Raw genomic sequence first — 14,756 nt, 5'->3', positions numbered from 1 at the left:
TCCCTGCGGCGGCTCAGTAACGGATGCGCGGATCGAACAGCCGGTAGCTGAGGTCGATCAGCAGGTTGATCAGCACGTAAGTGCCGGCCGATATCAGCAGCACGCTCTGGATCACCGGATAGTCGTGGTGCTGGACGGCGTCGATGACCAGCCGGCCGATGCCGGGGATCGCGAACACCGTCTCGGTCACCACCACGCCGCCGATCAGGAGCGCGATGCCCACGCCCACCGTCGTGGCGATGGGTATCGCGGCGTTGCGCAGCGCATGCTCCAGCACGGGCAGCACCGCCAGGCCCTTGGCGCGCGCCGTGCGGATGTAGTCCTCGTGCAGCACGTCCACCACCGTGGCGCGCGTCATGCGCGTGATCAGGGCGATGTACACCAGCGCCAGGTTGATGCACGGCAGGGTCAGGTTGCGCAGCCAGGGGCCGACGCCGCTGGACAGGCTGACGTAGCCCTGCACCGGCAGCCATTGCAGCTTGATCGCGAAACCGTAGATGAGCAGATAGCCGACCAGGAACACCGGTAGCGAAAACGCCAGCACCGCGAACAGCATGACCAGGCGGTCGATCCAGGTGCCGGCCCGATAGGCGGCCAATACGCCCAGCGGCACCGCCACCAGGATCGACACCAGCATGGTGAGCGACGCGATCGACAGCGTGGGCTCCACGCGCTGCGCCAGCAACTGCGTCACCGGCACATGCGTGAAGATCGACGTGCCCAGGTCGCCTTGCAGCAGTTTGCCCGCCCACAGCCCGAACTGCCGCCACAGCGGTTCGTCCAGGCCCAGCGCGACGCGCAACTGGGCGATGTCGTCGGCGGAGGCGAAGTCCCCGGCGATGAGCGCCGCCGGGTCCCCGGGCGACAGGTGGATCAGCAGGAAGACGATCACCGCCACCACCGCCATGACAGGCACGATGGCAAGCACCCGCCGAATGATGTAACCCATAGTTGTCTCGCGATTGGGTGAGGCCGGCGGCGGACTACTTGTCCAGCACCCAGAGGTTCGGCAGGCTCCAGATCTTGTCCGCGTTCTTCAGGCTGTTGTGCGAAGCGAAAGCCCGCGAATACTGGCCCACGGAGATCACCGGGAACACTTCGTAGACCCGTTCCTGGAACGCGTCCAGGACGCGCTTGCGCTCGTCCGAACTGGTGGCGGCGATCCACTGCGCGCGCAATTCGTCCAGCTTCTTGTCGCACGGCCAGCCCGGCAGGCTGTTGCCGCACACCGCGCCCAGGTAGGTGTTGCTGATGGGCGAATCGACGTTGAACTCGGAGGCGGCAGACAGGAAGATGTTCCAGCCGCCCTTGTCTATCGGTTCCTTGCGGGCGCGGCGGGCGGTCAGCGTGGCCCAGTCCATCGACTGGATGTCGAGGTTCACGCCGATGTCCTGCAGCCCCTGGATGGCGACCAGGGTGGCGGAATTCAGGTAGGCCAGGTCCGTCGGCAGCAGGATCACGACCTTCTCGCCCTTGTAGCCGGCTTCGGCCAGCTTCTTCTTGGCCAGCGCCGGATCGGGCTTGGCATAGGGCGCCGCGCCGGCGTCGGTATCGTTGGGGCCGCCGCAGATGAAGACCGTGGCGCAGTACTTCATGCGCAGGTCGTCGGGGTAGCCCATGGCGGCGGTGTACTTGTCCTGGTCGACCAGGTGCGCGACGGCCTGGCGCGCCTTCGGATTGTCGAAGGGCGGCATGGACTGGTTCAGGATGATGTAGCCCTGGGCGCGCTCCATCACGCCGATCTTGACGTTCTTGTTCCCGCGCAGGGCGTCGATGTAGTCCGCCGGCGCCTGCTCGATCATGTCGACCTCGCCGTTGGTCAGCGCGGCCGTAGCGCTGTTGGAATCCGGCAGCACCCGCCACTCCACCCGCGGGATGTGCGGCTTCTTGTCGCCCGCCAGGCCGTCGGCCTGGGCCTTGGGGCCGATGTAGTTCGGGTTCTGTTCGAACACGATCTTGCTGCCGGGCACCCATTCGTCGCGCTTGAAGACATAGGGGCCCGAACCGACGACCTCGGTCAGCGGACGGTTGGCCGGCTGGGACGCCAGGCGCTTGGGCAGGATGAAGGCCGGATAGCTCGACACCTTCGCCAGGCCGTCCAGCACCAGGTCGAACGGCTGATCCAGCGTCAGCTTGAAGCGGCTGTCGTCCAGCGCCTCCCACTTGCCGCCGGCGCGGGTGATCGCCTGGCCGATGTTGTCGCGGGCCGACCAGCGCTCCAGCGACGCGATCACGTCGGCGGTGGTCAGCGGCTGGCCGTCGCTGAACTTCAGGCCGGGCAGCAGCGTGAAGGTCCAGGTCTTCTTGTCGTCGCTGGCCTCGTACTTCTCCACCATCTGCGGCTGCGGCTTGCTGTGCGAGTCCATCGCGAACAGCGTGTCATACACCATGTAGCCGAAATTGCGCGTGATGTAGGCGGTGGTGAAGGTCGGGTCCAGCACCTTCAGGTCGGCGTGCGGCACGATCCGCAGGGTCTTGGCCTGGGCGTGCGCCGGCGCGGCGCCGAAGGTGAAGGCCAGGCCGAGCGTGGCCGTCGAGAACAGGCAAAGCAGGCGTTTTTTCATCGCGCTAGGCTCCCATCTTGTTTGTGGAGTCGCCGGCGTCCGCGCGCCGGCAGGGTCTTAGAGCGGCCACTTGGGCAGCCGGATGTTGCGGTACGTGAGCGTCTTCCAGTCGGGCGTCGCGACGCCCTTTCCGCCGACATAGATGATGTGGCGGGCGACCGTCGAGAACGAGGCGTGGAAGTGCTGGGCGGACTTGACCACCACGATCCGCTTGGCGGCCAGATCGCAGCCCAGTTGCGTGAAGAGGTCCACGTTGATGGCCTGGTTGCGCACCGAGACGAGCGCGATCTCGATGCCCTGGGCCTCGACCAGGACGCAATCGCCCATCGGCGCCGGCGCGCCCGACAGGCCCGTCATCACCATGTCCGCCTTGACGGCCTTGACCGTGCAGCGCAGGTCCACCGGATCGCCGGACAGCGGGCCGACCTTGCCGCCGATGCGCAGATCCAGCACGGCGCCCGGGCCGGCGTCGAACGCGATGCGCGCCGCCACCGGATCCCACAGCGGGCCCAGCGCCGCGTTCGTGACGCCGCGTTCCAGCATGCGACGCAGCACGAACGTGGCGTCGCCCGGCGCGCCGCTGCCGGGGTTGTCCGGCCGGTCGGCCAGCACCACCGGACCCTCGCCGAACGCCAGCGCTTCGTCCAGCGCCTGGTCCACGCTGCGGTACGGCACCATCAGTTGTTCGCGCACCGCGATGAGTTCGTCGGCCAGCCGGCGGGCCAGCGCCTGCGCGCGGCCGGCGTCGCCGTCGGCGTAGACCAGCACCTTGGTGCCCATCTCCGGCACGTCGCCGGTGGCGAAGCCCTGCGCCGCCGAAATCGACAGGATGCCGTCGCGGCCTTCCAGTTCCTTCATGCGGCCGACGAAGCCGCGCGCCGGTTCGCGCGTGGTGTGCATAGGCACGATCATCTCGCAGTCCACCAGCGCCGCCACCGGCCGGCTGCGGCCCGCCTGCGCATCCAGGCACAGCGCCAGCAGGTCCTCGGCGCGCTCGCGGATGTCGGTGTGCGGATATTCCTTGAACAGCACCAGCACGGTGGCCTGTTCCACCATCAGCGGGGTAAGGTGCGCGTGCGGGTCCAGTTCCGCGCCGACCACCACGCCGGGGCCCACGATCTCGCGCACGCGGCGCAGGATGTCGCCTTCGCAGTCGTCGTAGCCGTCGGCCACCATCGCCCCGTGCAGGCCCAGCAGCACCATGTCCACCGGCATCGCCGCGCGCAGGTCGGCCAGGATCTGGTCGCGCAGCGTCTCGTAGGCGGCGCGGGTGGTGATGCCGCCCGGCTGGGCGGAGGTGACGAGGCCTTCGGCCAGCGTCCAGCCGGCTTCGCGTGCGCGCTGGCGCGCCACGTACAACGGCGCGCCGGCGAAGGTCACCGTATCCGGATGCTTGCCCGCCGGGTAGTAATCGCGCTCCTGGAAGGCCGCGAGGCTGGTGGGCATGGGTGCGAAAGTGTTGGTTTCCGTGCCCAGGCCGGCGCTGAAGATCTTCATGGCCGCGCTCCCGGACAGGCTGGAGCATGCGCCGCGGCGCGCGCGGCGTTCCAGTACGACGACATATTCTTCCCCTTGTATGAACCGGATATCCGTCATCGCCGCCTTGTGGAGCGGGCATTGCGTTCCGTAACGCGGATCATCGGCGGCACACCAGCGCGGCACAAATAGCTAACGTGCGCGTATGGATAACCCAAGGTTATGGCGTGCGCCTTTCCGGGCCGGATTGCACTGAAAAGCGCGTAAATCCGCCGCTCGTTAGGGGAAAACGATAGGGCGCGGAATAGGCGCCGCGCCGCCGCGGCCGCCCCCGGGCGGACCCGCGCGGGTAGTGAAAATGTACCGGTATCGATTCAAGGATTCGTGCTTTCGGATACTGGCGATCCGGCCAGGCTCCGCCTATATATCTCTCCCAGCAACGCGCGCCATCGGCGTCGTCGCCATGTCGTCTTGCCGATAACACCGGCCTCGAACAGGGCCGACAACAAGGGGAGGCCGCCAATGGCAGCCACCAAGCAAGCGGGGCGTGCCGCCCGGAAACCCGCCGCCAAGGCCGCCGCGCGCAGGACGCCGCGCCCGCGCAAGCCCCGCGAACTCCCGCCGGCGCTTCCGTTCCGGCGCTCGGCGAAGCCCGATGCCTTCGATGCGCGCGACATCGCCTTCCGTCCCAACATCTCCGTCACGCCTAAGACGGAAATGATCCCCGCGATGGGATTGACGGTGAAGCACCAGGAGGAAACTTCCGCGTGCACCGGCTTCGCCTTGTCGACCGTGGTGGAATACCTGCTGCGCAGGTCCGAACGCGAGCCGCGGCCCGCCATCTCTCCGTTCATGCTGTATTCCATGGCCCGGCGCTACGACGAATTCCCGGGATCCGTCGACGACAACGGATCTAGCCTGCGCGGCGCGCTCAAGGGCTGGTTCAAGCACGGCGCCTGCGCGCAGGCCCTGTTTCCCGGCCTGGAAATGCCCGCCGCGGCCAGCGAGACGGCCGACGACTGGTGGCTGGACGCGGTCAAGCGGCCGCTGGGCGCCTACTACCGCATCGACACGCGCAGCATCGTCGAAATGCACGCCGCGCTCAACGAGGTCGGCATCCTGTATGCCAGCGCCGGATGCCATTCGGGATGGGACGCCGGCCACGGCGTCACGCCGCGCACGGCGGCCGCCACGCCCGTCGAGCAGCCTTTCTGGATCATCCCGTCCAACGACCGGGAATCCGCCATGGACGGCCACGCCTTCGTCATCGTGGGCTACACCCAGGACGGCTTCCTGATCCAGAACTCCTGGGGCGAGGAATGGGGCACGCACGGCATGGCCGTGCTGACCTACGACGACTGGATGCGCAACGCCATGGACTGCTGGGTGGTCCAGTTGGGCGTCGTCACCCACGAACACGAGAAGATCTCCAACAGCATCAGTCTGCGCACGGACGGGAAGAAAGTCACGCTGGCGGCAGGCACGGTCCTGCGCAACCGCGAGATCTCGCCGTTCATCGTCAACGTGGGCAACAACGGAAAACTCAGCAACAGCGGCGCCTTCAGGACGACGCCCGACGACCTCCGCGCCATCGTGGACGTGCACATGGAGGCCGCGCGCGAAAAGTGGGCCTTGAAGGACAGGCCGATGGACGTGTGCGTCTATGCGCACGGCGGGCTGGTCGGGGAAGAAGATGCGGCGCAGGCCGCCGCCGAATGGATTCCCCTGCTTTACGAGAAACAGATCTTTCCGGTGTTCCTGATGTGGGAAACCGACTTCATCACCACGGTGAAGAACATCATCCAGGACGCCGCCAACAACGTGCCCAGGACCACGGGCGGCCTCGGCGAGCGCCTTGAGCGCTGGTGGAACCAGCGCCTGGAACGCTGGCTGGCGCGGCCCGGCACGGTCATCTGGGGGGAAATGAAGCAGAATGCCCAGGCCATGAGCGAGCCGATCCCCAAGGGCGGCGCGCAGGACGAGGCCGCGATGATCATGCTGTACAAACACTTCAAATCGCACGTCAGCCAGGGCCGCGTCCGCCTGCACATCGTGGGCCATTCGGCGGGCGCCATCGTCGCCAGCCACTTCGTGCACCGGCTCGCGGCCGATGGCGGCAAACTCGAATCGCTGAGCCTGATGGCGCCGGCGGTGACGGTGGATGCGTTCCGCAAGCTGGTCGTGCCCAGCCTGAAGACGGGGGTGAAGCGCTACCAGCAATTCCACCTGTCGGATCGCGCCGAGGAAGACGACCCCACCTGCGGCCCGTATCGGCGCTCGCTGCTCTACCTGGTGAGCGAGTCCTTCGAAGGCGGCACCACCACGCCGCTGCTCGGCATGGAACGGTATTTCCGCGATGCCGGCATTCCCTGCGACGCGGTGCACGTCTCTCCGGCCGGCAGCCGGCCGCCCGGAGCCGGGCCGCCGCCCGTCGCCTCGAGCACGCATGGCGGCTTCGACAACGACGAGGGCACCCAGCAGCAGGTCATCGCGTTCATCAAGCGGTGAACGGGCCGCGCTACCTGAGCACCAGTGTCGCGCCGATGACGCGCAGGGTCGGCATCAGTTGCCGCCACGCATCCTTGGAGATGGCCGCCGGCCGGGTGAGCGCCGTCGCGGCCGGGTCGTCCAGCAGGTCGCCCTTGCAGGCGAACACAATGCTGTTGGTCATGTCGTCGTCCACCACTTCGAACATCGACGGCCCGAAGGAGGCGCGCACCCGGTCCATGTATTCGTGGTGGTCCGGGTGGTTCACGTGGAAATTGATCACGAGGATGCCGTCGTCGCGCAGCGCGCGGAAGCAGTCGGCGTAGAAGTCCTCCGAGCACAGGGCATCGGGAATGCCGCCCACGCCGAAGCCGTCCAGGAAGATCACGTCGGCGTGATCGTCGGCGGCGCCCAGGTATTCGGCGGCATCGGCCAGGATCACCCGGAACCGGGCGCCGTCCGGCGGCACCATGAAGGCGTCTCGCAAGGCGATGACCTCGGGATCGATCTCGATCACCTCGACCTCGGTCCGGGGGAGGTAGCGATGGCAGAACTTGGGCAGCGACCCGCCGCCCAGGCCGACCATCAGGATACGGCGGGGTTCCGGGTTGAACAGCACGAAGCCCATCATCATCCGCGTGTACTCGAGGTCGAGCGCATCCGGATTGAGCAGCGACATGCTGCTCTGGATTTCCTTCTCGGTGAAATGCAGGGTGCGCTTCGTGCCCGTGTCCTGGAAAAAAGGCTTGGGGCTGCCCGCCGGCGCATCGGACGGCGGTGAATCGGGAGGAATGCGGACTTCGGACATGGGGCGTAGCGGATTGCCGGAAAATGGGGAGAAGATACCACCCGCGGCAGGATGAGGCCGGATCCGCATCCAGCGATGTAATCCATTTGGCGGATGCCGGCCGCAGCGGCTGGCGCGTATGCTCGGCATGCACAGGAAGCCGGCCCCTGGCTTCGTCACACGGATCCAAGGCGATGGCAGGCATTCCCACCCATTACGACACGCTGCAGGTTTCGGAAAACGCCAGCGAAGAGGTCATCCGCGGGGCCTACCGCTACCTGTCGCAGAAATGGCATCCCGACAAGAATCCCGACAAATCCGAGGAAGCCAGGCGCGTCATGACGCGCTTGAACGAAGCCTATGCGGTGCTGTCCGATCCGACGCGGCGAAAGGAACACGACGCATGGATCGCCCAGCAGCGCGCGGCCAGCGCTTCCGACGGCCGCCAGGGCGCGGACCCGCAGCCGGACGCCGGCTCGCCGGACACGCTGCGCGACTACTACGCCTCCGAAATCGCCAAGGGCCGCAACTTCTGGGTATGGCCGCTGGCCTTCATCGGATGCAGCATTGTGCTGGGCGTGGCGGCCGGCTTCGTGCCGGCGCTGGACCGGAGCGTCAAGGAATTCCGTTTCGTCGTCCTTATTTTCCTGCTCTCGTCCGCGTCCGTCGTCACGGCTTCCATCCGCGACAAATACCGGGCGAGCCTGCTGCGCCAGAACGAGACCCGCATCCTCGAGCAGCGCTATACCGAGCACATGCGCCAGAAGACCGTCAGGCAGGTCGTCATCGGCGTGGCGGGGGTGCTGCTGGCCGGCGGGGCGATCGCCTACTACGGGATGGGCCTGGACACGCAGCAGAACCTGCTGCAAGCGGCCAGGCACGACGATGCCAGGCCGCCGCCCGCCAAGGCCGCCGTCCTGACGGTGGAGAATGCCTGCGGCCGGGCCCTGAGGTTCGCCGTGCACTACCTGCCCGACGGCGGCGCCTGGCGCACCGAAGGGTGGTGGAACGTGGACCCCATGAGCTCCACCGCCCTGCGCGGCGACCTGGGACAGGTCGCGTCGTCGAACACCATCTTCTACTACTACGCCGAAACGCTGGACCGGAAGACCGTCTGGCGAGGGCGCGACGACGACGAGACCGACGCGACCTATGCGCTGGAAGGGCGTACGCTGCGGTTCGACCGGGTGCGCCTGGAACGCGATGCCGACGGGCGCTACCAGCTCAAGCTGACCTGCTAGCGCCACGGCCCTATATCAGCAGGACCGGGCACGGCGCATTCGCGACGATCCGCCCGCACACCGACCTCAGCACCGCATCGAGGACCGGCGCCCGGCGATGCGAACCCATCACGATCGCCGCCGCGTTCACCTTGGCCGCGTAATCGACGATTTTCTCCGCCGCGTGGCCCGTGAGTTCATGGCATTCGAACGCGACATTGCCTTCGGTCAGGATATCGACCGCCGACTTCATCGCCTTGCCGCTTTCTTCGTGATGCCACGCGTCGATGCCAGCCTTGCCGATGAAGGCCTGTACGTCCCCCGTCACGTCGGGCTCGCAGTGCACCACGTGCACGATGAAATTCCGATCCAGCAGGGGGCTCCCGACCAGGTAGCGCGCTGCGGCATCGCTGTAGCTCGACCCATCGGTGGCAAGAATGATCGTGTTCATGGCGGATCTCCGGTTTTTGACGCCTTGGCCTTGGAACGCGCGGCGTTTGCCGCAGTCCGTCCGGGCAGGATCATGCTGGCGCCCACGGACGCCAACAGGATAAGGCCAACTGCCCCGAGCGACCACTGTACCGGCACGTGGAACCACGGCGCGGCCAGCATCTTGCCGCCGACGACGATCAGGACGGCGGCCAGGCCATGCTTGAGATAGCGGAAGCGCTCCCGCATATCGGCGAGCAGGAAGTACATCGCCCGCAGGCCCAGTATGGCGAAAATATTGGAAGTGAATACCAGGAAGGGATCGGTGGTCACGGCGAAGATCGCGGGGATGCTGTCCACGGCGAACACCGCGTCGCTGGCCTCTATCATCAGCAGCACCACGAACATGGGCGTGGCATACCGAAGCCCGCCGATCCGCACGAAGAACGACTCTCCGTGGTAATCCTTGGTGATCCGCATGGACGAGCGCAGGAAACGGACCAGCGGATTGCGGGCGATGTCCGGCGCGTGGTCGGCCTTGGCCAGCATCCTGGCCCCGGTGGCGACCAGGAACGCGCCGAACACGTAGAACAGCCAGGAGAACTGCGACAGCAGCCAGACGCCGGCGAGAATCATGGACACGCGCATCACGATGGCGCCGAGCACGCCGTACAGCAACACGCGGCGCTGCAATTCGAGCGGCACCGCGAAGTACCCGAAGATCAGGGAGAACACGAACATGTTGTCCACCGACAGGGACAGTTCGATCAGGTAGCCAGTGAAGAACTCCAGCACCTTCTGATGCGCCACGGCGCGGCCCAGGGAGGCATCCAGGAACCACCACAGCAGCCCGCCGAACAGCGTGGCGAGCGCCATCCAGGCAAGCACCCAGGACAGCGCCTCTCGCGACGAGAAGCGGTGCGCGTGCCTGCCGCCCAGCACATACAGATCCAGCGCCAGCACGATAAGCACGAATCCGATGAAGCCCGCCCACATCGGCAGGGTGGCAAAGGTCTCGACCTGGCTCATCTGGGCCTCCCGCCTTCGCCGCTGCGGCGCGCGCGACGGCCAGCGGCGCGCGGCGAATGAACGAGTCCAGTCTAGAACAGCCCGATTCGCCGAACAATTCGCATATGACGCATTGATAGTCAGGTTTTTCCGCACCTGGCCAGGGCAGGCAACGCCGCGGCGCGGCACTGCTTCTGGTGCCCGGCGGCGCCGGCGGGTAGAATTTTCGGTTGGGGAACGCCCCTGGCACTGCGCCACACCTTGCACACAACGGGAGTCAGACTCATGGCAGAGATATCCCCGGCGTCACAGCAGGTCCGGCCGTTGGAGATCGGCGACATCACGGTCATCGACAATACCAAGCTCAAGAAGGCCGTCACGGCCGCGGCGCTCGGCAATGCGATGGAGTGGTTCGACTTCGGCGTCTACGGCTTCGTCGCCTACGCGCTGGGCAAGGTGTTCTTCCCCGACGCCTCGCCGGCCGTCCAGACCATCGCCGCGCTGGGCACCTTCTCGGTGCCGTTCCTCGTTCGGCCGCTGGGCGGCGTGTTCTTCGGCGTGATGGGAGACCGCTTCGGCCGCCAGAAGGTGCTTTCGCTGACCATCATCATCATGGCGATCAGCACCTTCTGCATCGGCCTGATTCCCTCCTACGCATCCATCGGCCTGTGGGCGCCGGTCCTGCTGCTGCTGTGCAAGCTGGCCCAGGGCTTTTCGGTGGGCGGCGAGTACACGGGAGCCGCCGTCTTCGTCGCCGAGTACGCCCCGGACCGCCGCCGCGGCTTTCTCGGTAGCTGGCTGGATTTCGGCTCCATCGCCGGCTTCGTGCTGGGAGCCGGCCTGGTCGTGCTGCTGCAGGCTACGCTGGGCGAACCGACCTTCCTGGAATGGGGGTGGCGGGTGCCGTTCTTCGTCGCCGGGCCGCTCGGGCTGCTGGGCCTGTACCTGCGCCACGCCGCCGAAGAAACCCCCGCGTTCACGCAGCAACTGGAAAAAATGGAGCAAGAGGACCGCGACGCCGTCCAGGAACGGCCCGCCATCTCCTTCCGGGAGATCTTCTCCAAGTACCGCAAGGCGCTGCTCGTGTGCATCGGCGTGGTGCTGGTGACGAACATCACCTATTACATGCTGCTGACCTACATGCCCACCTACCTGTCGAGCAGCCTCGGCTATTCCGAGGAACACGGCGTGCTCATTATCGTGGTCGTCATGATAGGCATGCTTTTCGTGCAGCCGGTCGTGGGCTTCTTCAGCGACAAGGTCGGCCGCAAGCCGTTCCTGCGGGCCGGCAGCGTGGGCCTGCTGGTCATCGCGCTGCCGGCCTTCATCCTCGTCGGCAGCGACAACACCGGCCTGATCTTCCTGGGCCTGCTCTTCATCGCCGTGTTCCTGAACTGCCTGACCGGCGTGATGGCCTCCACGCTGCCCGCGCTGTTCCCCACGCGCATCCGGTACAGCGCGCTGGCCAGTTCCTTCAACGTCGCGATCATCGTCGCCGGCCTCACGCCCACCGCGGCCGCATGGCTGGTCGAGGAAACCGGCAACCTGATGATGCCCGCCTACTATTTGATGGCGGCGTCCGTCATCGGCATCGTCACGTCGTTCTTCCTGCCCGAGACCGCGAACCGGCCGCTGCGCGGCGACACCCCGAACGCATCGAGCCGGCACGAAGCCCGCGCCCTGCTGCGGCAGACCCATGAGCACATCGAACAGAGCGTGCTGGACGTCGAGGCCGAGATCGCCGAGCTGGAAGCGGAACTCGAGGCGCTGCGCCAACGCCGCCAGCGCCTCGCGGATCGCCATCCCGACCTGGAATGAGGACGCGCCGGCTTGCGGCACGCCCGCCTGGCGAATTAATCAACTCCTATGAAGCCTGGAGCGTTGATTAACTTAATGGAATAGCCATATCTGCTCGATGCAAGGACTATAGGTGGCTGGCAACAAATGGCTGCGATCGCGCGCCGATCCAAAGCGATCCGCCATGTGTTGAGGGGGGAAGGGGCCGCCGCTATCGGCGTGCGACATGTGTGATGAAATCAACAGCATCCATCTTTGTTCGCCTATGCCTGACCGAACGAAATCGAGCGACATTTCGCCCCGCGCCTGGAGAGTCCTGGCAGTCAGCACGCTAGCGTTCACAGCATGCTTCATGGTGTGGATGATGTTTGGCGTCATAGGCATCCCGCTGCAAAAGCAACTGGGACTCAACGCTACCGAATTCGGCTTGCTGACGGCGATGCCCGTCCTGTCGGGGTCCCTGGTGCGCGTGCCCCTGGGCATCTGGACGGACCGTTACGGCGGACGGATCGTCATGATGCTGGTCATGGTGTTCACCGTGCCCGCCGTCTGGCTCATCGCCTACGCCACGCAATTCTGGCAGCTCCTGGTCATCGGCCTGTTCGTCGGGCTGGCCGGCGGCTCGTTTTCCGTGGGGACTCCGTATGTGGCGCGCTGGTTTCCGCCCAATCGCCAAGGCATGGCCATGGGCGTCTACGGCGCCGGCAATTCGGGTTCGGCGGTCAACAAATTCCTGGCGCCGTCCCTGATAGTGCTGGGCGGCTGGACGCTGGTGCCGCAGGTCTATGCGGCCATCCTGCTGGGCACCGCGGCGCTGTTCTGGCTGTTCAGCGCGCATGACCCCAGGCATCTGGTGACCGGCGACGTGAAGTTCTCCGAGCAGCTCAAGGCCCTGAAAGATCCTCGGGTGCTCAAGTACTGCCAGTACTACAGCATCGTGTTCGGCGGCTATGTGGCGCTGGCGCTCTGGATGGTGCAGTACTACGTGGGCGAGTACGGTCTGGATATCCGCGTCGCCGCATTGCTGGCGGCGTGCTTTTCCCTGCCCGGAGGCGTCCTGCGCGCGATTGGCGGAGCGCTATCGGACAAATACGGCGCCCACCGGATCACCTGGTGGGTGCTGTGGGTGAGCTGGATCTGCCTGTTCCTGCTGAGCTACCCGCAAGCGGACCTCATCATCGCCACCGCAAGCGGCCCCAAGACCGTGCACATCGGCATAAACGTCTATGTGTTTACCGGCCTGCTGGCGATCCTGGGCGTGGCCTTTGCGTTCGGCAAGGCCAGCGTATTCAAGTACATCAGCGATGACTATCCAGGGAACATCGGCGCCATCAGCGGCATCGTCGGCCTGGCGGGCGGGCTGGGCGGATTCGTGCTTCCCATCATGTTCGGCATCCTGCAGGACCTGACCGGCATCCGCTCCAGCGCATTCATGCTGTTGTACGGCGTCGTCTGGGTCTCCCTGATCTGGATGTACCGGACCGAAGTGCGAAGCACCGATGTAATCGGAGGTCCGGCCGCAAACGCGGCTTCACGCAAGGGTTAGACATGAACGATACCCATCCTCGCCGTATGGCCCGCCCCGGCAAGAGCTTGAAAATCTGGACTCCGGAGGACAAGGCATTCTGGGCCAGGGAAGGCGAAGCAATCGCCAAGATCAATCTCTGGATCTCGGTTCCCGCCCTGTTCCTGGCCTTCGCGGTCTGGCAGGTCTGGAGCGTCGTGGCGGTAAGCCTGCCAGCGATCGGATTCGAGTACTCGACCAACCAATTGTTCTGGTTGGCGGCGGCCCCCGCGCTATCCGGCGCCACATTGCGGATCTTCTATTCGTTCATGGTGCCGCTGGTGGGCGGGCGGCGCTGGACCGCGATTTCCACGGCCAGCCTGCTCATCCCCGCGATCGGCATCGGCGTTGCCGTGCAGGATCCGACCACGTCCTACCCGACCATGCTGAGCCTGGCCTTGCTTTGCGGCCTGGGCGGGGGAAATTTCAGTTCAAGCATGGCCAACATCAGCTATTTCTTTCCGAACGACCGCAAAGGCTCCGCGCTGGGCGTGAATGCGGGCCTGGGCAATCTGGGCGTGTCGGTGGTGCAGTTCCTCAGCCCCATCGTCGTCACGGTCGGCGTGCTGGGCATCTTTGGCGGCGAGCCCCAGATCATCACGCAGGGCGGCGTCCAGACAAAAATCTGGATGCAGAACGCGGCCTTCATCTGGGTGCCCTGGATCGCCCTGACGGCGGCAGTGGCCTATTTTGCGATGAACGACGTCGCGGACGCGAAGGCGTCGGTGGCCGCGCAGGCCGCGATTTTCGGGCAGCGGCACAACTGGATCATGTGCCTGCTGTACTTGGGCACGTTCGGTTCGTTCATCGGCTTCGCCGCCGGTTTTCCGCTGCTGATCAAAGGCCTGTTCCCGTCGGTGAACCCGCTGGCCTATGCCTGGCTGGGCCCATTGGTAGGCGCCGCGATACGTCCGTTCGGCGGCTGGCTGGCCGACAAGGTCGGCGGCGGCGTCGTCACATTCTGGAATTTCCTGGCCATGGCGCTCGGCGTGGTCGGCGTCCTGTGGTTCCTGCCCAAGGGCGCCGGATCGCTGCCGCTGTCCTTCGGACCGCTGGAAGGCAGCTTCACCGGCTTCTTCCTGATGTTCCTGGTGCTTTTCGTCACCACCGGCATCGGCAACGGATCGACCTTCCGCATGATTCCGATCATCTTCAATCAACTGGCCATGCGCAACGCGGCGTCCGACGCCCAATCGCAAGCCGCGGCCCTCAAGGAAGGCAACGTGCGGGGCGCCGCCGCCGTGGGCTTCGCCGGCGCGCTCGGCGCCTATGGCGGCTTCTTCATTCCCAAGAGCTACGGCAGTTCGATCGCTTCCACCGGGGGGCCCGAAGCTGCATTGTGGATCTTCGCGGTTTTCTATTTGTTGTGCGCCGCTATTACCTGGTGGTGCTATGCCCGCCGCAACGCGGCCATGCCTTGTTGA

Annotated in this window: 11 protein-coding genes; 5 read left to right on the top strand and 6 right to left on the bottom strand. The window is 65.9% G+C overall.

Annotation, left to right across the window (positions count from 1 at the left end; all coding sequences use genetic code 11):
* Window positions 1–13 precede the first annotated feature (13 nt).
* Genes AVE30378_RS13305 through AVE30378_RS13295 form a run of 3 tightly spaced genes read right to left on the bottom strand, consistent with a single transcriptional unit; the run spans window position 14 to window position 4,061 of the window.
* Window positions 14–949, bottom strand: a complete 936-nt coding sequence (locus AVE30378_RS13305) for an ABC transporter permease (RefSeq protein WP_129241347.1) — start codon at window positions 947–949, stop codon at window positions 14–16.
* A gap of 34 nt (window positions 950–983) precedes the next feature.
* Complete coding sequence (locus AVE30378_RS13300; protein WP_129241346.1) at window positions 984–2,564, bottom strand: ABC transporter substrate-binding protein; 1,581 nt, start codon at window positions 2,562–2,564, stop codon at window positions 984–986.
* A 57-nt stretch (window positions 2,565–2,621) separates the two neighbouring features.
* Window positions 2,622–4,061 carry a M81 family metallopeptidase gene (locus AVE30378_RS13295; protein ID WP_129241345.1) on the bottom strand — a complete coding sequence of 480 codons (1,440 nt, stop codon included), beginning with the start codon at window positions 4,059–4,061 and terminating at the stop codon, window positions 2,622–2,624.
* 501 nt (window positions 4,062–4,562) lie between these two features.
* On the opposite strand from AVE30378_RS13295, the gene AVE30378_RS13290 reads away from it, so the two are divergent.
* Window positions 4,563–6,548 (top strand): C1 family peptidase, encoded by a 1,986-nt coding sequence (locus tag AVE30378_RS13290; RefSeq protein WP_129241344.1) that lies wholly within the window; start codon window positions 4,563–4,565, stop codon window positions 6,546–6,548.
* Between the two features lie 10 nt (window positions 6,549–6,558).
* On the opposite strand, the gene AVE30378_RS13285 is transcribed toward AVE30378_RS13290, so the two are convergent.
* Entirely contained in the window at window positions 6,559–7,335 is a 777-nt protein-coding gene (locus AVE30378_RS13285) for a fused MFS/spermidine synthase (protein ID WP_129241343.1), read from the bottom strand.
* Window positions 7,336–7,508: 173 nt separating this feature from the next.
* Between AVE30378_RS13285 and AVE30378_RS32750 the strand changes: the two genes are divergently transcribed.
* Window positions 7,509–8,555, top strand: coding sequence for a DnaJ domain-containing protein (locus AVE30378_RS32750; RefSeq protein WP_129241342.1), 1,047 nt, complete (start codon window positions 7,509–7,511; stop codon window positions 8,553–8,555).
* Between the two features lie 10 nt (window positions 8,556–8,565).
* Here AVE30378_RS32750 and AVE30378_RS13275 read toward each other — a convergent pair whose 3' ends face one another.
* Both AVE30378_RS13275 and AVE30378_RS13270 read right to left on the bottom strand, forming a co-directional pair.
* Entirely contained in the window at window positions 8,566–8,985 is a 420-nt protein-coding gene (locus AVE30378_RS13275) for a universal stress protein (RefSeq protein WP_129241341.1), read from the bottom strand.
* Window positions 8,982–9,992, bottom strand: coding sequence for a TerC family protein (locus AVE30378_RS13270; RefSeq protein ID WP_129241340.1), 1,011 nt, complete (start codon window positions 9,990–9,992; stop codon window positions 8,982–8,984). The genes AVE30378_RS13275 and AVE30378_RS13270 overlap by 4 nt, the downstream gene beginning before the upstream one ends.
* Before the next feature lie 264 nt (window positions 9,993–10,256).
* On the opposite strand from AVE30378_RS13270, the gene proP reads away from it, so the two are divergent.
* The 3 genes from proP to AVE30378_RS13255 all read left to right on the top strand — a co-directional run bounded on the left by proP (window position 10,257) and on the right by AVE30378_RS13255 (window position 14,756).
* Window positions 10,257–11,789, top strand: coding sequence for a glycine betaine/L-proline transporter ProP (gene proP / locus AVE30378_RS13265; RefSeq protein WP_129241339.1), 1,533 nt, complete (start codon window positions 10,257–10,259; stop codon window positions 11,787–11,789).
* Window positions 11,790–12,033: 244 nt separating this feature from the next.
* Entirely contained in the window at window positions 12,034–13,314 is a 1,281-nt protein-coding gene (locus AVE30378_RS13260; protein WP_129241338.1) for an MFS transporter, read from the top strand.
* A gap of 2 nt (window positions 13,315–13,316) precedes the next feature.
* On the top strand, window positions 13,317–14,756 hold the full coding sequence (locus AVE30378_RS13255) for an MFS transporter (RefSeq protein ID WP_129241337.1): 1,440 nt from the start codon (window positions 13,317–13,319) through the stop codon (window positions 14,754–14,756).

The organism is Achromobacter veterisilvae (assembly GCF_900496975.1).
GTDB classification, from domain to species: Bacteria; Pseudomonadota; Gammaproteobacteria; order Burkholderiales; family Burkholderiaceae_B; genus Achromobacter; species Achromobacter veterisilvae.
The sequence above is the reverse complement of the archived record's forward strand: the minus strand, read 5'-3'. Positions and strand labels throughout refer to the sequence as shown.